This is a genomic window from Alteribacter keqinensis, from assembly GCF_003710255.1.
Taxonomy (GTDB): Bacteria; Bacillota; Bacilli; order Bacillales; family Salisediminibacteriaceae; genus Alteribacter; species Alteribacter keqinensis.
In genome coordinates, this window is record NZ_RHIB01000002.1 from 677315 (window position 1) to 702938 (window position 25624).

The 25624-nt window shown below is 44.3% G+C and carries 22 protein-coding genes and 1 pseudogene; 11 read left to right on the top strand and 12 right to left on the bottom strand.

Going from position 1 to position 25624, the window contains the following annotated elements:
• Positions 1 to 80: 80 nt before the first annotated feature.
• From EBO34_RS14655 to EBO34_RS14675, 5 genes are all read right to left on the bottom strand, one after another.
• The gene (locus EBO34_RS14655; protein WP_122899822.1) at positions 81 to 1271 is read right to left on the bottom strand and encodes a class I SAM-dependent rRNA methyltransferase; all 1191 of its coding nucleotides are present in this window, start codon (positions 1269 to 1271) and stop codon (positions 81 to 83) included.
• Between the two features lie 195 nt (positions 1272 to 1466).
• Positions 1467 to 1841: a hypothetical protein gene (locus EBO34_RS14660; protein ID WP_122899831.1), complete on the bottom strand. Its 375-nt coding sequence runs from the start codon at positions 1839 to 1841 to the stop codon at positions 1467 to 1469.
• Between the two features lie 271 nt (positions 1842 to 2112).
• Entirely contained in the window at positions 2113 to 2919 is an 807-nt protein-coding gene (yidC, locus tag EBO34_RS14665) for a membrane protein insertase YidC (RefSeq protein ID WP_122899834.1), read from the bottom strand.
• Positions 2894 to 3226: a hypothetical protein gene (locus EBO34_RS14670; protein WP_122899836.1), complete on the bottom strand. Its 333-nt coding sequence runs from the start codon at positions 3224 to 3226 to the stop codon at positions 2894 to 2896. Before EBO34_RS14670 ends, yidC begins: the two co-directional genes overlap by 26 nt.
• A 131-nt stretch (positions 3227 to 3357) precedes the next feature.
• On the bottom strand, positions 3358 to 4629 hold the full coding sequence (locus tag EBO34_RS14675) for a DEAD/DEAH box helicase (RefSeq protein WP_122899838.1): 1272 nt from the start codon (positions 4627 to 4629) through the stop codon (positions 3358 to 3360).
• A 133-nt stretch (positions 4630 to 4762) separates the two neighbouring features.
• Between EBO34_RS14675 and EBO34_RS14680 the strand changes: the two genes are divergently transcribed.
• Complete coding sequence (locus EBO34_RS14680) at positions 4763 to 4969, top strand: YwbE family protein (protein ID WP_122899840.1); 207 nt, start codon at positions 4763 to 4765, stop codon at positions 4967 to 4969.
• A 127-nt stretch (positions 4970 to 5096) separates the two neighbouring features.
• Here EBO34_RS14680 and EBO34_RS14685 read toward each other — a convergent pair whose 3' ends face one another.
• Positions 5097 to 5750, bottom strand: coding sequence for a DNA-3-methyladenine glycosylase (locus tag EBO34_RS14685; protein ID WP_122900145.1), 654 nt, complete (start codon positions 5748 to 5750; stop codon positions 5097 to 5099).
• Positions 5751 to 5817: 67 nt separating this feature from the next.
• On the opposite strand from EBO34_RS14685, the gene EBO34_RS14690 reads away from it, so the two are divergent.
• The 3 genes from EBO34_RS14690 to EBO34_RS14700 all read left to right on the top strand — a co-directional run bounded on the left by EBO34_RS14690 (position 5818) and on the right by EBO34_RS14700 (position 9198).
• Positions 5818 to 6540 carry a DUF421 domain-containing protein gene (locus tag EBO34_RS14690; RefSeq protein WP_122899842.1) on the top strand — a complete coding sequence of 241 codons (723 nt, stop codon included), beginning with the start codon at positions 5818 to 5820 and terminating at the stop codon, positions 6538 to 6540.
• A 276-nt stretch (positions 6541 to 6816) separates the two neighbouring features.
• Entirely contained in the window at positions 6817 to 7728 is a 912-nt protein-coding gene (gene ilvE, locus EBO34_RS14695; protein ID WP_122899844.1) for a branched-chain-amino-acid transaminase, read from the top strand.
• A 27-nt stretch (positions 7729 to 7755) separates the two neighbouring features.
• Positions 7756 to 9198: a carbon starvation CstA family protein gene (locus EBO34_RS14700; protein WP_122899846.1), complete on the top strand. Its 1443-nt coding sequence runs from the start codon at positions 7756 to 7758 to the stop codon at positions 9196 to 9198.
• 222 nt (positions 9199 to 9420) lie between these two features.
• Here EBO34_RS14700 and EBO34_RS14705 read toward each other — a convergent pair whose 3' ends face one another.
• The 5 genes and pseudogenes from EBO34_RS14705 to EBO34_RS21150 form a co-directional block, all read right to left on the bottom strand.
• Positions 9421 to 10848, bottom strand: a complete 1428-nt coding sequence (locus EBO34_RS14705; protein WP_122899847.1) for a M28 family peptidase — start codon at positions 10846 to 10848, stop codon at positions 9421 to 9423.
• A gap of 426 nt (positions 10849 to 11274) precedes the next feature.
• Positions 11275 to 11889, bottom strand: a complete 615-nt coding sequence (locus EBO34_RS14710; RefSeq protein ID WP_122899849.1) for a hypothetical protein — start codon at positions 11887 to 11889, stop codon at positions 11275 to 11277.
• A gap of 12 nt (positions 11890 to 11901) precedes the next feature.
• Positions 11902 to 13089 carry a ParM/StbA family protein gene (locus EBO34_RS14715; protein ID WP_122899851.1) on the bottom strand — a complete coding sequence of 396 codons (1188 nt, stop codon included), beginning with the start codon at positions 13087 to 13089 and terminating at the stop codon, positions 11902 to 11904.
• A gap of 370 nt (positions 13090 to 13459) precedes the next feature.
• A complete protein-coding gene (locus tag EBO34_RS21145) occupies positions 13460 to 13534 on the bottom strand; it encodes a hypothetical protein (protein ID WP_346725805.1) in 75 nt (24 codons plus the stop codon).
• A gap of 152 nt (positions 13535 to 13686) precedes the next feature.
• Positions 13687 to 13827, bottom strand: a pseudogene (locus EBO34_RS21150) (endonuclease VIII); the annotation flags it as partial.
• A gap of 571 nt (positions 13828 to 14398) precedes the next feature.
• Between EBO34_RS21150 and EBO34_RS14725 the strand changes: the two are divergent.
• The 4 genes from EBO34_RS14725 to EBO34_RS14740 all read left to right on the top strand — a co-directional run bounded on the left by EBO34_RS14725 (position 14399) and on the right by EBO34_RS14740 (position 19658).
• Complete coding sequence (locus EBO34_RS14725; RefSeq protein WP_122899853.1) at positions 14399 to 15541, top strand: M14 family metallopeptidase; 1143 nt, start codon at positions 14399 to 14401, stop codon at positions 15539 to 15541.
• 357 nt (positions 15542 to 15898) lie between these two features.
• Positions 15899 to 16990 carry an endospore germination permease gene (locus EBO34_RS14730; RefSeq protein ID WP_183163891.1) on the top strand — a complete coding sequence of 364 codons (1092 nt, stop codon included), beginning with the start codon at positions 15899 to 15901 and terminating at the stop codon, positions 16988 to 16990.
• Complete coding sequence (locus tag EBO34_RS14735) at positions 16987 to 18492, top strand: spore germination protein (RefSeq protein ID WP_122899857.1); 1506 nt, start codon at positions 16987 to 16989, stop codon at positions 18490 to 18492. Before EBO34_RS14730 ends, EBO34_RS14735 begins: the two co-directional genes overlap by 4 nt.
• The gene (locus EBO34_RS14740; RefSeq protein ID WP_122899859.1) at positions 18489 to 19658 is read left to right on the top strand and encodes a Ger(x)C family spore germination protein; all 1170 of its coding nucleotides are present in this window, start codon (positions 18489 to 18491) and stop codon (positions 19656 to 19658) included. The genes EBO34_RS14735 and EBO34_RS14740 overlap by 4 nt, the downstream gene beginning before the upstream one ends.
• Positions 19659 to 19710: 52 nt before the next feature.
• Here the strand turns inward: EBO34_RS14740 and EBO34_RS14745 are convergent, their stop codons facing one another.
• A complete protein-coding gene (locus tag EBO34_RS14745) occupies positions 19711 to 21387 on the bottom strand; it encodes a glutamine--tRNA ligase/YqeY domain fusion protein (RefSeq protein WP_122899861.1) in 1677 nt (558 codons plus the stop codon).
• Between the two features lie 532 nt (positions 21388 to 21919).
• Here EBO34_RS14745 and ilvE (EBO34_RS14750) point away from each other — a divergent pair.
• The 3 genes from ilvE (EBO34_RS14750) (at position 21920) to ilvN (ending at position 25497) form a co-directional block, all read left to right on the top strand.
• A complete protein-coding gene (gene ilvE / locus EBO34_RS14750; RefSeq protein WP_122899863.1) occupies positions 21920 to 22831 on the top strand; it encodes a branched-chain-amino-acid transaminase in 912 nt (303 codons plus the stop codon).
• 423 nt (positions 22832 to 23254) lie between these two features.
• Complete coding sequence (gene ilvB / locus EBO34_RS14755; RefSeq protein ID WP_122899865.1) at positions 23255 to 24976, top strand: acetolactate synthase large subunit; 1722 nt, start codon at positions 23255 to 23257, stop codon at positions 24974 to 24976.
• The gene (ilvN, locus tag EBO34_RS14760; RefSeq protein WP_122899867.1) at positions 24973 to 25497 is read left to right on the top strand and encodes an acetolactate synthase small subunit; all 525 of its coding nucleotides are present in this window, start codon (positions 24973 to 24975) and stop codon (positions 25495 to 25497) included. The genes ilvB and ilvN overlap by 4 nt, the downstream gene beginning before the upstream one ends.
• The last annotated feature ends 127 nt before the right edge of the window (positions 25498 to 25624 follow it).

A 25624-nucleotide genomic window follows, 5' to 3' on the forward strand; every position in this document is an offset into this window, starting at 1 on the left:
CGGTTCATGTAAGTAAAGCTACCTTAGAGGCTTATTTTACGTTATAAATACGATATAAAGAACAGCTTCCAACTTTATATCTACCTCTTCCTGACGAACACCACTTTCAGGTAGTTGCCTTGAGGAAACTTCGGATCAACAGCAAAGTCATGGGGTAATGTGAATTCTTCCAGGATGGCGTACTTATGTCCGGTTTCTTTAAACGCTTGATCAATAAATCCTTTGAACCTGGCCATCGGTACCTTCCCAGCATTCGTTGATGCTACAATGACGCCATCTTTTTCAGTAATGGCAATGGATTGCTTTAACAAATCCTTGTAGTCCTTTTCCGCACTGAACGTTTTCTTTTTTGAACGGGCAAAGCTTGGAGGATCGAGAACAACCGTATCAAAAGACAGCCCTTTTTTTACTGCGTAATTGAAGTAATCAAACACGTCCTGGACGACGATCTTCTGCGCTTCGTAATCAATGCCGTTAATGGCAAACTGCTCCACCGTCTTTTCATAACTCCGATTGGCTAAATCCACGCTCGTCGTTTCTCTCGCTCCCCCCAAGGCTGCTGCCACGGAAAAAGCACCTGTGTAGGAAAATGTGTTAAGCACGGTTTTGCCTTCTGAATAGTGGTTACGAATCTTCCGCCGAACGTCTCTTTGATCCAAAAAGACCCCGACCATTGCCCCTTCGTTTAAATAAACAGCGAACTGTATGCCGTTCTCCTTTATAATCAAAGGAAATTCACCACGTTCCCCTGTAACAAAATCATCGTCATCAATATATTTTCCGCCTGTGTTGAACCGTTTCTTCTCATAAATACCCTTAAAGTCCACCGTTCTTTCAAGAGCTTCAATCACTTCATCTTTAAAGCAATAAATCCCCTCGCTGTACCAATTGAGAAGAAGAAAACCATCAAAATAATCAATTGTCAGACCCCCAAGCCCGTCACCTTCCCCATTCACAAGGCGGAAAGCAGTCGTATCCGGGTTGTTGAAAAAAGACTTTCGCTTACTCCAGGCTTTTGCAAACTTCCGCTCAAAAAATTCCTGGTCGATCTGTTCCTTCTGTTTCTGCGTCAGCATCCAGCCGTAGCCTTTATTCTGCCGCCCGTAATAACCGCGCCCCAGAAAGCCTCCTCTTTCATCTTCAAGGGATACAATTGTTCCCTCTTCCTTCAGACTGTCCAGGTTGGCGATCGCTTCCTTAAAAATAAGCGGCTGTCCTTGTTTGAATTTATGGGAAAACTTCTGTTTTATTTTCAATGTCATTTCTGTCATTTGTTCATCCTCATTTCTTTAACCATTATGCTTCTATTCTTTCACGAAAAGAGGATGAAAACAAATGCGGGAATGGGTTTTTCTTTAAGGCTCTGTTAAACTCAAATGTTGAATTACACTCACAGCACTCCTGGGTCTCCCCCTGCCTGCCGAAAGCTACAGGCAACACAAAAAAGCCCCCCAAAGGAGAGCCTTCTATACTACCGCTTCTTTTTGCAGAAATGCCATCGCATCCTCATAGCTTGTAAAGTGATGCTCATTACTGTGGCTCGATTCTTTCGCCGTCCGTTTAAGCTGCATTTTTGCAATGGCACCGTTTACCACTACAGCTGCCTTTCCAAGGCCAGCTCCAATCAGCCACTGCTGGTGCTTAACGATTTCCTGCTGCGTTTCAGGTGTCCACACTTTCAGCTCAGCCATGTCTACCACCATATCGAAGCGTGATCCCAGCTGATCGATACATTCAGCCAGCTTATTATTTGCCTCCCCTACTTCACGCGGTTTGACAAGACCTGCCCATTTTAGATAAATAATGTGATTTTTTGTATCAACAATCTTAACATCCCACATTCCCCTTACCTCCAGACCAACAATTTTCTTTAAATCTTTTGATTTAATACCCTTTATATGGATTTTAAAAACCCGTTTTTAAAAATATGTCGAAAATTGACCTATTCTCTTTATATCACTGCAAACTCTTTACAAACCCTTCGAAGTTCTGCATAAACGATCTGAAAGTCTGCATAAAGTCACTAAAATTCTCCATAAATCCCCGAAAGTTCACCATAAAAAAACTCCGCCACAAAAAAGAGAAGCCCTCCGTATGGAGAGCCTCTTCAGTCTATACCGTTGTTGTTTCCGCTGTCTGCTTTTTACTGTTGTACATCGTTTTAAAGAGCAGTGTCTGGAAAATAAGCAGCAGACCGCTTACGGACCAGTAAAGGGGGAGAGCTGCCGCTACGTTGAACGAAAAGACTCCCATAATGATCGGTGTAACATAGCCGAGCATCGCCATTTGTTTTTGCTGCTGATCATCCATGCCGGACATGGAAACTCTGAATTGAATCAAGTAGACCCCCCCTGCAATAAAAGGGAGAATCATATCTGTTTGTCCAAGATTGAACCATAGAAAGCTGTGCTGAGCAATTTCCGGTGTCCGCATGATCGCATAGTAAAAACCAATCATAATCGGGAATTGAATCAGCATCGGCAGACACCCCATGGATGTGATCGGGTTAAAATTATGCTCCTTGTAAAGAGCCATCATCTCCTGCTGAAGCTTCTTCTGGTTCTCCGGATTCTTCCGGTCCTTGTATTTTTCCTGTATCTCTTTCATAGCCGGCTGAATGTGCGCCATTTTTTCCCTTGTTGTGCGTTGACCTTTATACTGCTTCATCATGAGCGGCATAAGTGCCAGACGGATCAGGAAGGTCATGAACACAAGGGACAGCCCGTAATTTCCTGCAAACATTCCTGCAAAGAATTTAATTAAAAACGAAAACGGCCATACGACGTAGTGGTTAAAAACCCCTGTCGTTTCCGCGTTGATGGGCTCTGTGGAAGCTCCACAGCCCGCTAAAGTAACGAGTAATAAACCAAAAACAATCAAAAGCTGATACTTCCTAAGTGATGCAGATGTTTTCTCCATATTTATCCTCCTCGCTTTCATTCATCATTTCCAACGAGAAGGAAAAATAATCCGCATCATCTTCCGGTGCTTCTTTTCTTTTTACAATCCTGGTAATAAAGCTTTGGCGTTCTTCTTTACTCTCCACTGCTTCATCGTCGTCTAAACGCGCCCGTTGAAGCGAGCGGATCCTGCTGTTCGCCATATGGCGGTTCCGAACCATGCAGTCATGGGACAAATAGTTGACCCACTGGGCCCCGGCAAGCGCCACGAGTATACTGATCGAAATCAGAATCGGCACCAGATCATGATAATGCTCAAGAAACATCTGCATTCACCTCCTTTACACGCGCTGTTAAATATAGCTTCATCATCGTCTATTTTTGGGACAAAGTCAAAGGGAGGTTTTGGCACCCCTGTCACTTCTTTTCGACAAACACCTGAGTCCAGCCGGCTCCTTTACCGTCCCCGCCTCGATCCCTGACGTCCGCCTCGGCCTTCCCTTCCGTTTCTCTGCTTCGGCTTAGACCCTTTCCGGTTCCGGTCCTGCCAGGAATTTCTGCTTTTACTACGGTCACCACCCCGCGATGGACCGCTGCCGTGATTTTGATCCGCTGTGGCCTCAGATTGCACTTTTCGGATGCTGAAGCCAATTCCTTTTTCAATTAAATCAAGGTGCATTCTATCTTTTGGTGCCACGAGAGTCACAGCCAGTCCGTCATTTCCGGCGCGGCCTGTACGACCGATCCGGTGCACGTAGCTTTCCACGTCATGAGGAATGTCGTAATTATAAACATGGGTAACGCCTTCCACATCAAGCCCTCTCGCAGCTACATCAGTCGCAACAAGGAATTGAATCTTCATGTCACGAAAGCTTTTCATTACCTTTTCTCGCTTGGCCTGGGACAAATCACCATGAAGCTCGTCCGAATTGTAACCCCGCTCCTGAAGAGCCTCATTCAGTGCAGAAGCACGGCGCTTAGTCCGGCAGAACAAGATTGCAAGGAACGGCTGGTGTTCATCCAGCAGTCCCCGGAGTGCTGCCTGCTTTGCCCTGTCTGTTGTTTCAACCACGAGCTGGTCAATTTCCTCAACGGTAATTCGTGTTGCTGCAACTTTAAGAAACGTGGACTTTTTCATATAGCGTTTTGTAAGATCCCTGATTTCCTTTGGCATGGTTGCCGAAAAGAGCATCATCTGGCGCGTAACAGGCGTCTTGGCGATGATCTCTTCCACTTCATTTAAAAAGCCCATGTGAAGCATCTGATCCGCTTCATCAAGGACCAGCATGTCCACTTTATCAAGACGGATTGTTCCTCTTCGCAGATGGTCAAGAAGTCTTCCTGGTGTAGCAATAATTATATGGGTACCTTTATTTAATTTATGAAGCTGTTTCTCGATATCCTGTCCCCCGTAAACAGCCAGTATCTTTACCTCGGGCTCGCTTTCTGTAAGCTTGGACACTTCTTTTGTTATCTGTAGAGCCAATTCTCTCGTCGGAGCAAGGATCAGCCCCTGGGTATGGCTGGCTCCCGTATCGATTTTTTCAAGCATTGGCAGAACAAATGCCAGTGTTTTCCCCGTACCTGTCTGAGACTGGGCCACCACGTTTTCTCCTGATCGAAGCACGGGAATTGCCTGCTCCTGTATCGGTGTTGGTTCTATAATTCCAAGGGTTTCTAAAACCTTGTTGGTTTCTTCTTTTATTCCTAAATGTAAAAAGCCTTTCAATCTGTTTTCCTCCTAAGTTCTACTCGCATTTACTCATTATCCATCAGTGTATTATAACAGAAACCAACGTATCGGGTTTGATTGATTCATGATAAAATAAAGCACACTACGTTTTAAAGGAGTCTTCACTTATATGAACGGACAAAACCGCAAAGACATTAGGCCGGGGGCAAGTGTGAAAATTGTACTGAAGAAAGATCAGCGTACCGGCACACTCACTTCCGGGATCGTTAAAGATATTCTTACAAAGTCACCAAGCCACCCACACGGAATTAAGGTCCGCCTTCAGGACGGCCAGGTCGGAAGGGTAAAAGAGATTGTAAAAGACGAAGAGGCCTGACAGCCTGTTCGTTTTTTTATGACAAGTGTTATTTAAAGGATCTGTAAACCCGCTCATTCCGCACAATTCAGCACGTATAATTCAAAATGACCTTTAAATAGAGAATGAATGAATAGACACCTGCCCTTTAGCTGCTGATAAAGCCCTTTATGACCTTCACTTCTTTTCTCGGCTTCGACACAAACGGATTATCCTTTATCCAGAACCGCCACGGGTAGTCCCTTGCTTCCCCGCTGTTATCAATGCCCACTCTCGGACCTGTGGAGATATCAAACGTATCTCCATCGCCCTCTGAAATGAATAACGGATGGCCGTAAAACTGCCGACCATAGTCCTCCGGCGTTATTCCCAGGGCTTTTGTAAGCTTTCCGGGGCCGCTTGTAAGGTCATACAGCCGTTTGTTTTCCCCTCTGCGCCTATACATAAGACCGAGACCCTCTACAGGCTCAACCGCCCGTATGAGAACCGCTTCCGGCTCACCCTCGCCTCCGCTTACTACATTTACAAGGCAGTGAGTGTGCATCACATATGTATACACTGTACCCGGCCCGTGAAACATGGCTTCTGTCCGCTTCGTTCTCTTTCCTCCAAAGCTGTGAGCCGCCCTGTCATCAGGTCCTAAATAAGCTTCTGTTTCTACAATTCTGCCGGCACTGACTCCCTCCTCCGTGTTTTTCACAAGGATCTTTCCCAGTAATTCTTTTGCCAGATCAATCGTTGGTTTATGAAAAAATTTCTCGTCTATTGGTTTAAACAAAGCTCTGCCTCCCCACAAAAGCATCATATACTGCATAATTTACCCATAATAACGAACAGTAATGTTAGCTTTTTAGAAAGAGGTGAGCTACATGGAAACGGTAAGCGAAATTTTCCTGGTTCTCGGCAGAATCATCACGATCCTTCCTCTTCTCCTTCTCATCACACTGTTCATGGGACGAAGAGCAATAGGTGAACTTCCGGTATTTGATTTCCTGATCATTATAACCCTTGGCGCTGTAGTAGGAGCTGATATTGCCGACCCGAATATTAAACATCTTCCTACAGCAATCGCAATTGTTGCTATCGGCATTTTGCAACGGCTTGTTTCATCATGGAAAATAAAGAACCGCAAGATCGGGCGCTTTGCCACCTTTGAGCCTTTAATCGTTGTAAAAGACGGCAAGTTTATCCCGAAAAACCTAAAAAAAATCCGTTTTTCCATCGATAACATTCTTCAAATGCTCAGGGAAAAAGGGGTATTTGACCTTAGTGAAGTTGATACAGCTATTGTAGAAGCAAACGGGGCTGTCAGCGTGTTTAAAAAACCGGCCAAGCATCCTGTCACAAATGAGGATATGAATATATCAAAGTTGCATTCAAGCATATCGTATCCGTTAATTATTGAGGGGATTGTGTACCCTTCCGTGCTGGATAATCTGGAAATTCCCCGTAACTGGCTATCAAAAGAGTTGGAAAAACACGGAATTATCGGTACTGAAAACATCTTTTTCGCTTCTGTAAACGATCAGGCTGAACTCCATATTTCCTTAAAGAATGAAAGTACTGGAAGCTCTCCAACGATTCACCATTAAGGGGCAGAGTTTACATCATTTTTTATAAACGGCTCAATCCGGCTTGCTGCAAGCGTGTAAGCGCTTAGATAAAATCAGTTTAATAAAAATGTTCTGAATAATTTTTTTTTAGTGTTGACCTTCCTTTCGAACGGGCGTATTATTAGCTTTGTTATTTCAAAAGACGCAATAAACAGACTTTTCCTGACATTTTTCCAAGCAGCAGGAACGGTCTTTTTACAACCTTGCTTTTTATTAAAGTAAAGCGTCTCACCATGAAAGAAAGGAGTGGTTTACATGAGCAGTCAGTGGATATTTCTCAGTGGCAGATTTGTAAAGAAGGAAGAAGCAACAGTATCAGTTTATGATCATGGATTTTTATATGGCGACGGGGTGTTCGAAGGAATTCGCGTTTACAGCGGAAACATCTTCAAACTTGAAGAACACTTGAATCGTTTATACGATTCAGCCCAGTCGATCATGTTGAACGTACCTTATTCAATGGAGGAGATGGCAGCGATTATTGTCGGCACCGTTCAAAAGAACGAGCTGGACAGCGCCTATATCCGCGTTGTTGTATCCAGAGGTCCCGGTAACCTCGGTCTCGACCCTTCACACTGCTCAAAACCACAAGTGGTTGTGATCGCTGAAGAACTTAATATGTTTCCAAAGGAATTATATGATAAAGGGCTTCGCGTCGGTTCAGTAGCCAGCAGGCGAAACCGTCCCGATGTACTGAGCCCGCAGGTAAAATCTTTAAACTATTTAAATAACATCCTCGTAAAAATGGAAGCCAATCAGGCAGGTGTGGATGAGGCACTGATGCTTAATGATCAGGGGTACGTAACAGAAGGCTCTGCCGATAATATCTTCATCGTAAAAAAAGGCACGATTTATACACCTCCTGTTTATCTGGGCGCATTGGAAGGCATCACCCGGAACGCCATCATTGATCTGGCAAAAGAGCATGGATATACGTTAGAGGAAAAGCCGTTCACCCGCCACGATGTATATGTGGCTGATGAAGTGTTCCTTACCGGCACAGCCGTCGAAGTCATTGCAGTCGTTGATGTGGACAGCCGTAAAATTGCCGATGGAAAGCCTGGAAAAGTAACAAAACATTTGCTTTCTAAATTCAGAGAGCTTGTGACGACCGACGGGGTCTCCTGCTATCCAGATGTCAAATTGGAAAAAGCTTACGCCGGGTAGCGCGGGCATCAAGGAGGGTCAGACACCATGATGACATTCATCGTTTCAATTTTACTGCTTGTTTTTGGTTATATGGTTTACTCAAAAGTGGTCGAGCGAATCTTCGGAATCAACGACCGGAACGAAACACCGGCATATAAAAGCCGTGACGGCATGGATTACGTCCCTATGAGCTGGTGGAAAGGCAGTTTGATTCAGCTGCTTAATATCGCAGGGCTTGGGCCTATTTTCGGGGCGATTCTCGGTGCCCTTTATGGGCCGGTAGCCTTTATCTGGATTGTAGTCGGCTGTCTGTTTGCAGGTGCGGTTCATGACTACTTTTCCGGAATGCTGTCACTTCGCCACAATGGCGAGCAGTATCCCACAATCGTAGGGCGGTATCTTGGAAAATACGTAAGAGTCTTTATTTATATTATTTCAATTATACTGATGATTTTAGTAGCAGCAGCTTTCACCGCTGGTCCGGCACAGTTGATCGCGGAGCTGACACCACTAAGTTTCCTTGCTGCTTTAGGGTTTATCTTTGCTTATTTCCTGATTGCAGCAGTCCTTCCGGTCAACAAAATTATCGGTAAGATTTATCCTGTTTTCGGCGCAATCCTTATCTTCATGGCAGTGGCTATTGCCGGTGCGCTGCTGTTTACAAATCAGCCGATACCAAATCTGACAATGACGAACCTGCATCCTGAATCGCTGCCGTTATGGCCGCTCTTAATGGTGACGATTTCCTGCGGTGCGATTTCCGGTTTTCACAGTACTCAAAGCCCGATTATTGCCCGGACAATAAAAAAGGAATCGGATGGACGTAAAGTATTTTACGGTGCCATGGTAGCCGAAGGAATTATCGCCCTCATCTGGGCAGCTGCAGGTATGACATTCTTCGGAAGCACAGTCGGACTGGAAAGTGCATTGGCAGCCGGAGGACCAGCAGGTGTAGTCAACGAGATCTCTACTTCCTTACTTGGAACGATCGGCGGTATCCTTGCTATTCTCGGTGTTATCATTCTTCCAATTACGACTGGTGATACAGCCCTTCGTTCATCACGAATGATGCTGACTGAGTTTTTAGGCAAGTCATTTAAAGGTATTTCCGGCAAAAAGAAAGTCGTATTTGCGACGATTCCGGTTACTGTCCCGGCTATTTATCTTGCTACAATCGACTACACATTCCTGTGGCGCTATGTAGGGTGGACAAACCAGGTTGTTGCTACGGTTATGCTCTGGACAGCAACGATGTATCTTCTTAAACATTTCAAGTTTCATTGGATCTGCGGCATACCCGCTATGTTTATGACGAGTGTCGTTTGTACGTACATTTTTTACGCACCGGAAGGTTTCGGTATGGCTTACCAGCCTTCTCTCGCAATTGGCCTGACACTCACAAGCTTTGTTCTTGCCTGGTACATCAGACAGATTTACGTTCATAGAAAAGAAAAACAGGAAGACAGCGCATCAAGCTTAGCTTCATAATTCTTTCAGAATAGGTTGACCTAAAAGGATTTTTAACTTTTTAGGTCAGCCTTTTTTACGGATAGGTTTCTGTTTTTTTGCTGCGGGTGCCTGTCACTCCCCGAACTTTGTCGTATTCATAGGTCTTTTTTCTATTTAAAATTTCAGCCGGCGGCCAAGTAATTTTCATCATAGTAAAAAACCGCCCGGTCAAAAACCAGGGCGGTTTCATACATTACGCTGTTACCTTGCTTCAGGCGCAGTTTGATCTTCGTTCAGGAGATAGGCACCTGATACAGTTGCTCTTCTGTTTTCCGACTTCCCTTTTCCAGGATGTTCTTTCCGGGCAAAGTCATAGATCGCTGCACCAATCAGCTGGCCGCCTTCCTGTAAGCGGCTCTCACTGATTTTATCAATCGTATCAAACGGGGTATGATACCACGGCTCGAGAGCAGCGGTTCCAGGCTCTCTTCTTATAAAGTTCGCAGCATCTATTCCAGCTTCATAGAAAGCGACATGATCGGAAGCCCCTCGTTCAAATAAAATAAGAGAATCATTCCCCAGCCTTTCTGCTGCGCCACTGGCAGACTGCCAAACCTGGTTCGGCGCTCCATCTACAACATTTACATACAGACTCGTTGCCGGCTCCCAGTTCGTGCCCACCATATCCAAGTTGAAGTTTGCCGCACTACGGGCAATCTCACCTTCACTCAGCTGGCTGACATAATAACGTGATCCTACAAGCCCGATTTCCTCTGCCCCCACAAAAACAAAGCGGATTTCTTTTTCTGTCGGATAAGGGGCCATAATTCTGGCCAGCTCAAGCACTACCCCTGTTCCCGATGCATTGTCGCTGGCACCAGGGGAGTAAGGAACACTGTCGTAATGGGCAGTTGCATACACAATTTCAGCATCGTCTGACTTTTTACCTTTAGGTTCTTTAACAGCAATGACATTTTGTGATACCTGATCGGTCACCTCGCTGATCGTAATGACAGCGGTCATGTTTTCCTCAAGAAGGCGTTCTCCATCGGCTTTCGTAATACCTACCACCGGAACATCGGCTTGGTTAGCTCCCAGGCTTGGTGTAGGCGGCACAAGGGCTTCTGCGTTATCAAAAATGATTACCCCGGCAGCCCCAGCCTCCTGGGCACGGTTAACTTTATCCCAAAAAGGAATCTCTCCTCGTTGAATCAGCGCAATGTTTCCATCCACCTCTGCAGGAAAGTCACCTTCAAGACCTAAACCGGAGTAAACGATCTCCCCTAAGACCCCTTCTTCACCTGTTGAAGCAGAGCCTGGTGAAATCCGGATTGCAAACTCGTCCTCCCCGCTGATCAGCGTTCCTGAGAGACGGTTGGCAATATCAAACTCCTGGGTTGAAACGTCATACCCATACTCTTCTAACTGATCCTGGATGTAGGCAGCGGTTTCTTTTTCCTCCTCTGTTCCTGCCACCCTTGGACCGATCTCTTCAGTAAGATAATAAATATGATCCATGACAAGATCTGTATCAAACCTCTGGGTAATTCTTTTGTCAAAGGCCGATCCTGATTCACCCGGCGCCTCCGCATAGACAGTCTGCCCTGAACCCAGTGAACTTCCGCTTAACCCCATCGGCACAGTTAACACCATTAATGAAGCTAAAAAAGCAACAAGACCTTTCTTCATAATACACCCTCCTGTTCAACATTTAGAAATCCGAAATAGTAATCTACTATTCTAGTTTCGGTGAACAGGATAAACTTGCCAATAGACCAAATTTCCTTAAATTTTGAAAATTCAAACACAGTAACAGTCTATCTGCCCATGACCGCGGTAGGGGGATGACATTGTGGCTAGCTCCTATTAATGAATCTACGCACAATCTATTGTTATTACGGATAGCTTTCGTTTTTTTACACTTATTCACTTATATTCTACGTTTAGACCGAAATACTCTATCTCCACAAAAAAGAGCCATGGACGCATATTATGCTCCATGGCTCGTTGGTGCCTGTCTCTCCCCGAATTTTGTCGTATTCATAGGTCTTTTTCTATCCTGGTGTGGAAAAGTCCTATGGTTTCGACAGGATCCGGGTGGTGACAGGCACCCGCTTAACGATTCATCCGGTCCAGAAATCCTCCGAGCAAATCATCTGCATCTTCCTCTTCAGGCTCTTTCTCCGTTTCTGATGAAGAAGCCTGCTCTGCCTGTGCTTGCCCCCAGTCAAAGTTGTCCAGCTGGTCATCAAATTCGGATTTATTCATACGGTTTGAGTGCTCTTCAGATTGATTTGAACTTTCTTCTGCAGGCATTTGACTGTATGAATGCTCAAAACGCTGTGACGGTCCTTCCTGAAGGTAGAGAGCCTCGTCTATATCCAGCGAACTGCTGTTAAGAGAAGCCAGCACTGACGAAGCTCTTATCGGATCTGCAAGCAGCTGATAGACGATATTACCGAGAAGGGCTTCGGAATGGGCATGTCTAATCCAGTTCCGCTGTTCTTTGCTCAACCCTTTAGGCAAGGGGATCGTAATCGTTTCCCGTTCTTTCTGAAGCGACTGGCTAACCCCTTCAAGCGCGAACTGCGCAATCTTGCTTGAAAAATTTCTTTTCTCTGTTTCTTTCAAATCTTGTAACTGTTTTATAAGATGGTCAGGTGTATCGGAAGGCAGCCGAAAAGTAATCGCCTGCCCTCTTTCTATTCCGCTTGTCCCCTTTTTAGCCATGGAATCACCCGGTTAGTTTTTTACTGCTTTTTTCTCTTCTTTGCCCTTTTTCTCTTCCGCTTTTTGCTGCTTACGAACAGAGTCTGAGATGAGTTTATAGTAAGCATTGGCCATCATCCAGATGCTTTCCTTTTCATCTTCAAAGAAGTCGATGTTGTAACCATCAAGATTGTTGTTAAGTGTTTTCAGGTAATCCTTCAGTACCATTGCGCCTCCGCCGACAAAATAGCAGATCTCTGTCTGAGAGTTTTTCGCCCATACGTTACGAAGATGGCGGTACTGCTTTTTAGCCAGTTCAACAAGAATGCGGTCTGTAATATCGTGAACGCTTGTGCGGCTTCCTTTTACCATAATGTGATTACGGTCGTTTTTCTTCGTCAGAATATCCACCACATCACGGCGGCTGTCCAATTCTACCCCGTGCTTTGAGCGGATCTCTTCGCGAATTTGTTCAAGAGATTCGGATACACCGATGTTAAATCCTTGTGCTTTGTCGTCGTCAACGTTGCGATTACGAATCACAGCAATATCTGTGGATAGCCCGCCAATGTCCTGAATAAGAATCTGCTTGTCTATCAAGTCACGATTGATAATGTTTAAGTCTTTGTCCATTACAAGATTAATGTAAGCAGCAAACCCTTCAGGATAAACTTTTACTTCATCAAACTTGATGTTTACTTTAATCCCTTGATATTTAGGCGTTACTAAAAACTCCACCTGGTGAACAGAACTTAAAAGCTGCGAACGGTAGCCTACGTCTTTTCCTTCTTTTACTTCACGTAAAGGCAGCCCTGTCCCAAGCGTGTAGTTTGCTTCAACTACATTGTTATTCTTTTTGAAACGATCTTTATTTTGATCATTTACAGCATCAAGAGCTAATGATGCAAAAAGCATGACGAGTGTCTGGTCTTCCTCAGATTTACTGCTTCCCGGGTCAAGTTCAGTAGCATTGTCTGCTTTTGTTGCAAGATTTCCAACACGGTAAATAACGTTATTTTCTGCCAGCGCAGGTGAGTGAACACGAATATGGATGCCGTCCAATGGATCTTTTTCATCCAGTTCTTCGATGCCAATAACAGGACGATCTTCAACATCTCTTGCAATGACGTTTGGTATGTAGTATTCAGCATCCGCCTTCCCAAATAATGCTTTAACGGAGTCGTTCCCCACATCAACTGCAGCAATTCTTGATTTACTCAATTTCATCATCCCTTCATAAAAATAAATAGAGTTATAAGGTAAAAAATAGTAACTTGTACCATTTATATTAAAGAGTATAGCAGGTTACTTGAAACGTCAATGATCCTTTAGTTGTATTCATTTTTGTACACTTGTACACAAAAGTGTATACAAGTGTACAAACCCGTACACACCTTAAAATGACAACATGTACACAATTTCGTATACTTGTAAACATGTTTGTATACACGATGTGTACTTTTTGTTTACTTGTATACAAAATTGTATACATTACTTCTGTGGGGAGTAAGCCTCCTCTCGAACTTACGTTAATTGGAAATAAAGTCTTCTGTTTGTCACCGTATTTGGTTTAGGCAAGAACTATCTTCAATTATGACTGGCATTCCGGACAAAAATAAAACCGTCTTGAACTGGCAATAATCTTACTGATTTCAGTACCGCATATACGACAAGACTGATCTTCACGGTAAAAACCCCATGACGATAATTCCCTATGGTCAGGCCTTTATGCTTCAGCTTTTTAACGAGATCCAAATATGTCGTAATCCCACCTGTATCGTAGGAATGTGTCATTAAATCGATGACTGCATATGATGCAGTCCTTAACTGCAAGTCTGTGCAGTTCTTAGGCCGAAAAGAGGGAGGAATCTTTCCAGCAAAAAGGATCTCACTGCGCAAATAATTACCGATCCCTACGATAAAACGCTGGTCCAAAAGAAGCCCTGTCCACCGTCGCACTACGAAGTGTTTTGACAGAAATCAATTATAAAGAACTACGGTTGCAACTTTTTCGCTTAATATATCAGGACCTGCCCTGCTTACAAAAGGATGAGCGGGAACCTCTTCATCTCGTAAAACGTCAATATCGGAGGCACTGTAAAGCAATGCCGAATTCTTTTCATTGTGAATAGCGAGTCGAAGCTGGCGATTTGTTCTTGGGTATTGATAAGCGTTGCCTTGCCCTTAGTATCTACCGGTCTCACCCGTGCACCTCTAAGAACAATTTTCATAGACTTGAAGAGCCTAGAAAAAGAAGGAAATACCCGACACCGGAGAGGGAGTAAGAGCCACACGAGCGGGAGCAATTCTGATTTCCGGACCTTCAGGCATTTGTATACCTCCCTGCGTCTACTCTCTTTGTTCTTGTTATTCTTACCTATTTTTTAAAAAAAGTAATAATAAAACAGATAGGAAAGGCTATCGAATTAAGATAAAGGTATGCAATTCTCTGCCTGCCCTCCTTTTAGGTTTTATATAGAGTCGCGAGAGGTAGAGCGGAAAATAGAACCCTATTAGGAGGTGTCTGTTTATGCTTCACTATTTTTCAGATACTTACGAGCATTCCAGAATGAGATTCAGAGAGAGTCTGTCGAACATAAAGGAATTCTGGCCACAGGCCGGACTCCACTCCTACCCCATCGGTAATAAGGAAGACAATACGATAGATGTTATTAAATCTGAAGCCATAAAACGAAATGAAAACGTTGTATTCATTACTACAGGAGAACACGGCATTGAAGGATATACAGGGGCAGCTGCTCTTCAAATGTTTTTCGAAGAGTATCTGCACAAACTGGATCCTGAAACGACAGGTATTTATTTTGTTCACGGCATAAACCCTTGGGGGATGAGACATTGGCGGAGAGTTACCGAAAACAACATTGATTTGAACCGCAACTATATTCAAGACTGGCTAAACCATCCTGCAACATTTAACGAAGACTATAAAAAGAACGCGGACTTGTATAATCCTGCAGGAGAAATTGACGATTTGACAAAACAAAATACGAAAATTCACTCAAAATTGCTTAAAAACCTGATAAAAGAAGGCTATAAAGGCGTGAAAAGTGCAAAATCCAAGGGACAGTACCAGTTTGAAAAGGGGGTCTACTACGGTGGAGCCGGTTATGAGGATTCCACAAGTGTCATGATGAACATTCAGGATGAGGTCCTAAGACACTTCGAGCACATTGTCCACATAGACCTTCATACAGGACTTGGACCCACCCAGGAGCTGACTTACGTCATTTCAGCCTATGACGATCGCAGCGAACATGAAGTAAGTGATTATTATGGCATAAAGAATGTTCAAAAGAACGGCAAGGAAGACGGTGTAGGAGAATCAAACAACTTCTTTTACAGGAGAGCGATGGAATATTACCCGGAGCGTTCCCTAATAACCGGCCTGTTTGAAATTGGAACAATGGGTGAAGGAATGGACGACCAGCTGAATGTAATGAAAGCAGTCATAAATGAAAACCAGCTCTATTGGTATGGAGCGGAAAAAGAAAAAGACGCACAGAGGATTTTTGATTCGTTCAGAGACTTATACTACCCTAAAGAAAAAGAATGGAAGGAATCTGCGATCATCAGACTTAGAGAAGGATTTGAGAACCTCCTCTCAAAAGAAAACCTCCTGAAAGGAACATCGACTCGATCCTCCTCACTTTAGTTATTCACATGTGAATAACCACATTGCACAGCAACAGGCTGTCCCAAAAGGCCAACAACCTCAGGGACAGCCTGCTGTATGTTTATACAGACATACTCCTTCTATCGGGAACATAACCAACTGCTCTTCGCTTAGGGTAAATATATTTCGTTAGACTCCAATTCTGTTTTCTTCAAGAACCCCTCTTTTCCTACAGACCATGATGACTACTCCCCAATAAACCTTAAAATCCCAGACTTACAGGTACATTTACACCATTTGACCTCTTTCATTGGTTAACAGCTTTTATTCCAAAATATGCATATTTGTGTACTTACAGTAGATGCTACAAGTAATAACACTAAATGGGGTCTAACCATGCATGGAAAAAATGAACGAATAAATGTTTTTCATACCCTGGCTCTTTTCATCACTTCAATAGGGCTTCTAAACCACGTCATTATTCTTCCGCCATTAGTAGAAACCGCAGGAAGAGACGGTTGGATATCAATAACCCTTGCAAACGCTATTGCACTCCTGTGGGTTTATATTATTGTCTTTATAAATAAAAAGAGCAATCAAAAGAATATATACAAATGGTTAATTGATCATGCCGGCAGTGTCACAGCAAATATCGTGGTATTCGTCCTTATCCTCTTTTTACTTTCCCTCGCAGTTGTCACTCTGAATGACCTGGTCACCTGGACAAAAGTTTCGTATTTACCGGAGACACCGAAGCTCATCCTTGTAATCACTTACATCCTATTGTGCTTCTGCACAGCTGTTACCAACATCCGGACATTGGCGATTTTAAACATTCTCCTGTTGCCAATCATCATTATATTTGGCATTTTTGTCGCATCTGTTAATATACCGGTGAAAGATTACTCCTTATTAACCCCTGTATTGGAACATGGCTTCCAGCCAGTCATTCGGGGAATGATTTATCCAGGAGCAGGACTGGCAGAGCTTTTTCTCCTCCTTCTAATCCAGCACCGTGTAAAATTCCGTTATAAATATTGGCAAGTGGCATTGATCGTCATTTTATTAGGCGGTCTCTCCTTTGGCCCCCTCACCGGGGGTATCGCTGCATTCGGTGTAGAGCAGATGAAGCAGCTTCGTTTCCCTGCCTATCAGCAATGGGGCCTTGTAACGATGGGCCGCTATATTGAACACGTGGATTTTCTCTCTATTTACCAATGGCTTTCAGGGGCGTTTATTAGGATTTCGCTGATGTTGTTTATTGTGGTGGACCTGCTCGACATAAAACCTGGTAAGAACCGGGTAATCGGGCTTGCTTTTCTCTCTGTGATTATTGTTTGTTCCCTCTATTTACCTTTTTCAGATATGCAGTTTATAAAGTTTATGCAGACATACTTCCTTCCTTTCTCGCTGGCTTTTTTGTTTTGCAGTTCCCTGCTCCTGCTCATGATTACCCTGATTAAAACGAAAGGAGGTGCCAAGAAATGATTTTTTTCAAAAAAAGAAAAAAAACGCAACCTGAGAACAAAACAAATCCGACCCTTCCTCATGAAAATGATCATGCTGTGTCGGAGGAAAAACTCAGAAAAGCATTTAAGCATTGCAGCGATGTTGTAGTGGAAGATTATCAATTTAATGAACAGCCTTCTTCCCAGGTCCTGTTAATCTATACAAAAGGACTTACAAATCTCGAATTACTGAACAAAACCGTTATTCCTACCATTGAAACCCACCTATTAAATGAAAAAAGCCTGGAGACATACAGGAAAAACTCAACGTTTAAAAGGATAACCGGCATGAATCAGGTTATAGACAGTGCGTTTAACGGTGATCTAATCCTTTTTGAGAAAAACAGCGGAGAAGTCTACACGATCGAAATCTCACAACGCCCCCAACGCCGTCCAGAGCAGCCCAACAATGAAATATCTGTAGTGGGGCCAAGAGACGGCTTTATTGAGGAACTTGACATAAACCTTGCACTCGTTCGCAAAAGGCTTAAAACAACTTCCTTGTCATGTGAAATGTTTGTTATTGGAGAAAGAAGTCAAACAAAAGTCGCCCTCCTGTACATGAAGGATATAGCGAGACCTCAAATGATCGAACACATTCGTAAGTCTCTTGAAGAAATCGAAACTGACGCTATTTTAAACTCTCAACAGCTTGAAGAATTGCTTACTGAATCCTCTTTCAGACTGTTTCCTATGTATCAGAATTCCGGAAGACCTGACTACGTGTGTGACGCATTGCTGAGGGGAAGATTCGTGATGTTTATTAACGGTATTCCCCAGGCTGTTGTGGCACCTGTGACCATCACCTTATTCTTAAAAACAGCTGAAGATGCAGAGTACAGCTGGCATTACAACAGTCTCGAGAGGGTGCTGAGAATTGCAGGTCTGTCGGTGGCCACTTTTCTTCCTGGATTTTGGGTTGCCTTATCGGCCTTTCATCAGGACCAGGTTCCGTTTATTTTATTGGCAAGTGTCGCTGAAACGCGGCAGGGAGTCCCTTTACCGACAGCTTTGGAAGCCTTCGTTCTTGTTAGCCTCTTTGAATTATTCCGCGAAGCCGGACTGCGCCTTCCCCTGGCTATTGGGCAAATACTCGCCGTTGTAGGTGGGTTAATTATAGGGGATGCTGCGATTAATGCAGGCCTGACCAACCCTGCCATGGTTGTTATCGTAGCCACTTCTGCAGTAGCTACCTTTACTCTCGTCAGCCAGGCATTGCAGGGAACAATAACCATTTTGCGTTTCTTTGTTCTGCTAAGTTCCGCTGCGCTGGGCCTGTTCGGCTTTTTTATCAGTGCCTTTTTTATCCTGCTGTATGTGAGTAATCTGCGCTCCTATTCAATTCCGTATATGGCACCACTTGGACCTTTCAGGGCGAGAGAATGGCTATCAAGTATTTTAAGAATTCCCAGGAAAATACAGACGAGAAGACCTGCTATTCTCCATACGGATGATGATGAAAGGCAGGGAAAATCACAATGAAGCTGAGAATCATCACAAACGTTCTTCTCCTCTGCCTCTCTTGTCTCACACTGGGGGGATGCTGGGATTCAAAAGAACTGGAAGGACAGTACTACATCCACTCCATTGGTGTAGATTATGTAGATGAAAAATATGTTGTCTATGGACAGATTATTAACTTTGCCGGAGGGGGGGAAGATGGGGACAGTGGAGGAACTATTGGTAACCAGCATGAAAATGTGAGTATTGCCAAAGGAACAGGGGAGTCGGTGGTGGCAGCAATTCATAATTTATACGTGTCAACACAACGGAGAATTTATTGGGGGCACCTTTCTTCCGTTGTCTTTCATGAACGGGTAATGGGGGAAGCCTTTAAAAATGTACTCGATGACTTTTCCAGGTACTATGAAATTAGGCCCACCCTATGGATGTTTATTACTTCAGACCCTGTAAACGAAATTTTAGGAACCTTCCCTGTTATGCAGACAAGCATTCTCTACTCTTTTTTAGGCGAACCTGGCGAAAGTTATGAGCAAAGTTCACGGGTCCAACCTATTCGTAAAAGTCGTTTTGAAGCTGAACTGTACGAACCGGGAAGAACTGTCAGCCTCCCGTCTGTCAACATCGTCCGAAAAAAATGGTACGACCCGCTGGATTACGGAAATAACCTCAGCTTAAACAAGGCAGGCTTTCTAACAAAAGATTCCTACAAAGGCAGTCTTGCAGGAGCAGACATTAACGGGTTGGTTTATATTGATGATGAAGCCGGAAGAAATGCGACTATTCTTCGTAAGAATGACAGGCCTGTTGTCACAGAGATTGTTACTGATCCTAAACTAAAAGTAGTGCCTGAGATTACCGGTGATTCTGTTGCTTTTTCCATTGAATTGGCTGTGACAGCAACGGTTATCGAGATTACGGAAGAGGTAGACGAACAGTTCCTGATTGAAAACACCGAAAAAGTGGTGGAAGGCCATATCAGACGTACGTTTGAAAAAGGTGTCGAAATAGGTGCCGATATCTACAACCTATCACACAGCCTGTATAGAAAAGACCCTGAAAAATGGAGAGAATTCACAAACGAGGCAGGAGAACTCGAACTTACTAAGGATTTGCTGACAGAAATTAACGTTGAAGCCACGATCATTCATTCAGGTGCGGAAAAGCTTCACCTGAATAAGAAATGAAAGAAGCCTGTCTCCTAAAGAAATCATTTAGGACACAGGCTTTTATTAACAATTATTTTTTAAACTTAAATGAGCTTTTCAGAGAAACAATCCGGTTAAATACCGGCTTTTCTTCGGTTGTGTGCTTCGGATCAACATTAAAATAGCCGTGTCGGAAAAACTGGAACTTATCCTGAGCTTTTACATCGTTCATATTTGACTCCACAAACCCTTGAAGCACTTCAAGAGAGTTGGGATTCACAAGGTCCATAAATGTTTTCTCTTCCGCTCCTTCAAGTTCCTCTTCGTCCTCCATATCAAGGATAAGGCTGTCGTAAAGCCTGAATTCAGCAGGCTTCGAGTCGTTGGCATCCACCCAGTGAATCGTTCCTTTTACTTTACGTCCCGTAAAGCCGGACCCACTCTTCGTTTCAGGGTCGTACGTACAGTGAAGCTCAACAACATTTCCTTCTTCGTCTTTAACGAAATCCTCGCACTTAATGAAATAAGCATGTTTCAGGCGCACTTCATTACCCGGATAAAGGCGGTGGTATTTTTTAGGAGGGTCTTCCATAAAGTCCTCCTGCTCGATGTAAATCTCACGGGAGAATGGAATCTGACGGGTTCCCATCTCCGGGTTCTCCGGATTGATCTCCGCTTCGAGCATCTCGCTTTCTCCTTCAGGGTAGTTCGTAATAACCACTTTCAACGGACGGATTACGCTCATTGTACGTGGAGCTTTTAATTTCAGGTCTTCACGAATGTAATGCTCGAGCATTTGTACATCTACAGCACCATTCCCCTTTGAGACACCGGTTTCGTAAATGAATTCCCGAATGGCTTCAGGTGTAAATCCGCGGCGGCGAAGGCCGGAAATCGTCGGTAGACGGGGATCATCCCACCCGTCGACAACATTCTCGTCCACAAGCTGCTTCAATTTTCGCTTACTCATAACTGTATTTGTCAAATTCAAACGGCCAAACTCGATTTGCTGCGGCTGAACCGGCATATCTGTATTTTCAACGACCCAGTTGTATAACGGCCGCTGTTCTTCGAATTCTGTTGTACAAATTGAGTGGGTTACCCCTTCAATCGCATCCTCCAGCGGGTGCGCGAATGCGTACATCGGATAAATGCACCACGTATCTCCTGTATTGTGGTGAGTCGTATGAGAAATACGGTATAATACCGGATCACGCATGTTCATATTGCCCGAACTCATATCAATCTTAGCCCTTAGGACTTTTTCTCCGTTCTCAAACTTGCCTTCCTTCATTTGTTCAAATAATGCCAGGTTTTCTTCTACGCTTCGGGAACGTGAAGGGCTTTCTTTACCCGGCTCTGTAAGAGTACCGCGGTATTCGCGAATCTCGTCAATGGAGAGGTCTTCTACATAAGCGAGACCTTTCTTGATCAAAACAATCGCCCGCTCATACATTTCCTCAAAGTAGTCGGATGCAAAGTGTAAACCGTCCCAATCAAACCCGAGCCACTTCACATCTTCTTTGATTGCATCTACGTATTCCTGATCTTCTTTTAACGGGTTCGTGTCATCAAACCTGAGATTTGTCTTACCCTTAAATTCATCTGCAAGTCCGAAGTTCAAGGCAATGGACTTGGCGTGACCGATATGTAAGTATCCGTTTGGCTCCGGCGGGAAACGGGTAATGATCTCATCGCGCTTTCCCGAGAGCAAGTCTTCCTGCATAATTGTCTTTATAAAGTTAGAAGAAGTTTCTTTATTCTCCATAGCATTCAACCTCTCTATCGCTTCTTATATGGCATCTGGGATACCTCTACTATGTACTTATAGTAACATGTTTAAACCTTAAGATATAGATTCTGACATAAGCTGCAGGTAATGACTTTCCATCTTCCGCTATCCTTTCCTTAAATGTTCCAGTTCCTAATAAAAATTCCACCTATAAAGCACTGAGCCACCGCTCATGTAAGCGCTTCGAAAAAATTTACATTGTGAAATAGAAAACTTTCCAAGTCACTTGCCTCAAGGGTTACAGGAGGATTCTAAATTTTATTATTTAAAATTGTCTGATTTATTTAAAAAAACCTGTTGACCTGAGTTTTTTATGGTTGTAAGATTATCGTCAACATCACAAACAAGATAAACGTTCCGACAGGTACTGGCGGGCATTATCCAACGGTTTATTGATGAACGGCCTTTTTGAACTTCAAACAAATGAAGATCATGCAAGGTTCTTTCTTTTATTCCAGGTTTCAACAAATTAAAGCGTTTAATCATTAAAGGAAAGGAGTGGTTATGTATGAGTAATACTCAATGGATTTATCTGAGTGGCGAATTTGTCAAAAAAGAAGATGCCGTTGTATCGGTTTACGATCACGGATTTCTTTACGGAGACGGGGTGTTCGAAGGGATTCGCGTTTACAGCGGTAACGTCTTTAAACTCGACGAACACATCCACAGGCTATATGATTCCGCTCAGTCCATCATGTTAAATGTTCCATACACAAAGGAGGAGATGGAACAGATTATTGTCGAGACTGTGCGAAGAAATAAATTAGAGAGTGCTTATATCCGCGTGGTTGTTTCCCGCGGTGCCGGAAACCTCGGACTGGATCCTGCATTTTGCTCACAGCCACGGGTTATCGTCATAGCTGAAGAGCTGGCCCTCTTTCCTATGGAACTGTATCAAAAAGGACTCAGGGTCGGCAGTGTTGCCAGCCGCCGGAACAGACCGGACGTTTTGAGTCCCCAGGTTAAATCACTTAACTATTTAAATAATATCCTCGTAAAACTCGAAGCCAACCAGGCAGGGGTTGACGAGGCCTTAATGTTAAATGATCAGGGATATGTAACCGAAGGCTCTGCCGATAATATCTTCATCATAAAAAACGGCACCATCTATACACCTCCTGTCTATTTGGGAGCGCTTGAAGGTATTACACGGAACGCCATTATCGATCTGGCACGTGAAAAAGGTTACGAGCTGAAGGAATCACCGTTTACAAGACACGATGTCTATGTGGCCGATGAAGTCTTCCTGACGGGTACAGCTGTTGAAGTTATCGCTGTTGTAGAAGTTGACGGCCGTAAGATTCAGGATGGTAAGCCGGGTAAAGTTACGAACCACTTACTGTCTGAGTTCCGAAAACTCGTCACTCAGGACGGCGTGAAATGTTACGACCAAGAAGAAAAACAATCACATGTAAGCTAAGACAAGCGGCATTTGAAAAATCAATAGTGTTAAAAACGTTGAAGGGAATAAAGAAGCAGATACGTTGCATTTACAGAGAGCCGGGGTTGCTGGAAGCCCGGAAATGCTACCTGCTTCGACATCGTCCCTGAGTGTTAAGCTGAACCCTTTGGCAGTAGGCTTAATCAGGTAGCATCAAAACTACCTGTTATCAAAAAGGAACTGGTAAGAAGATTCGCCAGCTCTTTGAGGCAGTATTTGCGAAAATGCTGCAAATCCGGGTGGTACCGTGAAAAGGAAGTCCTTTTCTCCCCGTTAAACCGCATACGTGTGGTTTAGCGCGAGAGGAAGGGACTTTTTCAGTTTTAAACTCGAAAGTTTCGTTCCACGGGAACGTTGCACAAATAATTACCTGATAATTCTGATTACAGGAGGGATAGAAACGTGAATTTAGATGCAAAGGCAGGCCGTGAAGCGGTTGTTCAGACGAAAACCGGAGCAGACCTTCTCATCCAGACATTGGTTGAGGAAAAGGTGGACACGATTTTTGGATACCCGGGAGGTGCGGTATTACCGATTTATGATGCCATTTACAGAGCCGAGGATGAGTTCTCCCATATCCTCACGCGGCACGAACAAGGTGCTATTCATGCAGCTGAAGGGTACGCAAGAGTATCCGGAAAGCCGGGCGTTGTGATTGCCACATCAGGACCTGGCGCTACCAACTTAATCACCGGAATTGCAGATGCCATGATGGACTCCCTCCCTCTCGTCGTCTTCACCGGTCAGGTTGCCAGAACAGTTGTTGGAACGGACGCTTTTCAGGAAGCGGACGTGATGGGAATTACAACTCCGATCACAAAACAGAACTACCAGGTTCAAGATGTACGGGATCTGCCAAGAATCGTGAAAGAGGCTTTTCACATAGCCAGTACCGGCAGACCGGGACCTGTTGTAGTGGATGTGCCTAAAGATATCAGCGCAAACATGTGTGATGACCATTATGATGCATCTTTTTACCTTCCCGGCTACCAGCCGACAATAAAGCCGAATCCGCTGCAGGTTAAAAAACTGGCTGACGCCCTTGCACAATCAAAAAAGCCAGTCATATTAGCCGGTGCAGGTGTCATACACGGAAAAGCTTCACAGGAACTGAGAGCTTTTGCAGAGCACCATTCCCTTCCTGTGACAACTACCCTTCTCGGGCTCGGGTGCTTCCCGGGGAAAAGTCCACTGTCACTTGGGATGGCGGGAATGCACGGAACCTATACAGCAAACATGGCCCTGTATGAATGTGATCTTCTTATCAATGTAGGTGCTAGGTTTGACGACAGATTAACAGGAAACCTTAAGCATTTTGCTCCGAATGCCACGGTCGCTCATATCGACATTGACCCGGCTGAAATCGGTAAAAACGTCACCACTCATATTCCGATTGTTTCGGATGCAAAAGAAGCACTGGCTGAACTGAACCGTCAGGCAGCAAAGCATCCAAATCATACAGAGTGGATGGAAAAACTGAACAACAACAAAAAAAGCTATCCTCTCTGGTACAACAAACCGGACCAGGAAATGTGTCCCCAGTGGCTGATGGAAAAGGTTCACGAGATGACAAACGGCGAAGCGATTGTTACTACGGACGTTGGACAGCATCAGATGTGGGCAGCTCAATATTATTCCTTTAATGAGCCAAACCGGTGGGTAACATCAGGAGGCCTTGGCACAATGGGCTTCGGCTTCCCTGCCGCAATCGGCGCCCAGCTTGCGAAACCGGACCGGACAGTCGTTGCCATTGTCGGTGACGGCGGCTTTCAGATGACGATGCAGGAGCTGAGCGTGCTTCAGGAGCGGGGGCTTCCGGTTAAGGTCATCATCGTTAACAACGAAGCACTCGGCATGGTACGCCAATGGCAGGAAGCCTTCTATGATAAACGCTACTCAGAATCCCTGCTTGGATGCCAGCCTGATTTTGTAAAACTGGCCGAAAGCTATTACCTGAAAGCAATGAAAGTCGACAGCCAGAAAGAGCTCGTTCAAGTACTCCCTGAAGTGTTTGCTTACGACGGGCCGGTCGTTCTAGACGCCAGAGTACTCCAGGCTGAGAACGTCTACCCGATGATCGCACCAGGCAAAGGCCTCCACGAAATGATAGGGGTGAGACCATGAAACGAATTATTACTGCACTCGTCCAGGATCGAAGTGGCGTTCTTAACCGTCTCACAGGACTGATGCAGCGAAGACAGTTCAATATCGAAAGCATATCTGTCGGCAAAACAGAAACAGAAGGAATCTCCAAAATGACCTTTGTCGTTGAAATTGCCGACTCCCAGAAGCTTGAACAGCTTACAAAACAGCTTCACAAGCAAATTGACGTGTTGAAAGTATCTGATATAACAGATAAAGCGATCGTGGCCCGGGAACTTGCCCTTATTAAAGTGGTAAGTAACGGACATCTCATAAACGAGATGAAAGGGATTATTGAACCGTTCAGAGCATCCATTATCGATGTCAGTAAAGACAGCCTTTCCATCCAGGTGACAGGAAAGCCGGATAAAATCGAGGCACTGATTGACCTCCTCCGCCCTTACGGAATCAAGGAGATTGCAAGAACCGGAATGACCGCCTTCCTCCGGGGCCAGCAGCCCCAGGTGGCAGAACTCAACTCCTACTCTGCAATGATGAAATAAAAGAGATTAAAAGAGATGATTTCGTCTGGATGTTGGAGTTGAAACGATGAATCAACATTCATATTTAACAGAGCAAAAAAAGCTGAGCAGAGATTAGAAGAGACCAAACCAAACAACCCAAATTTGA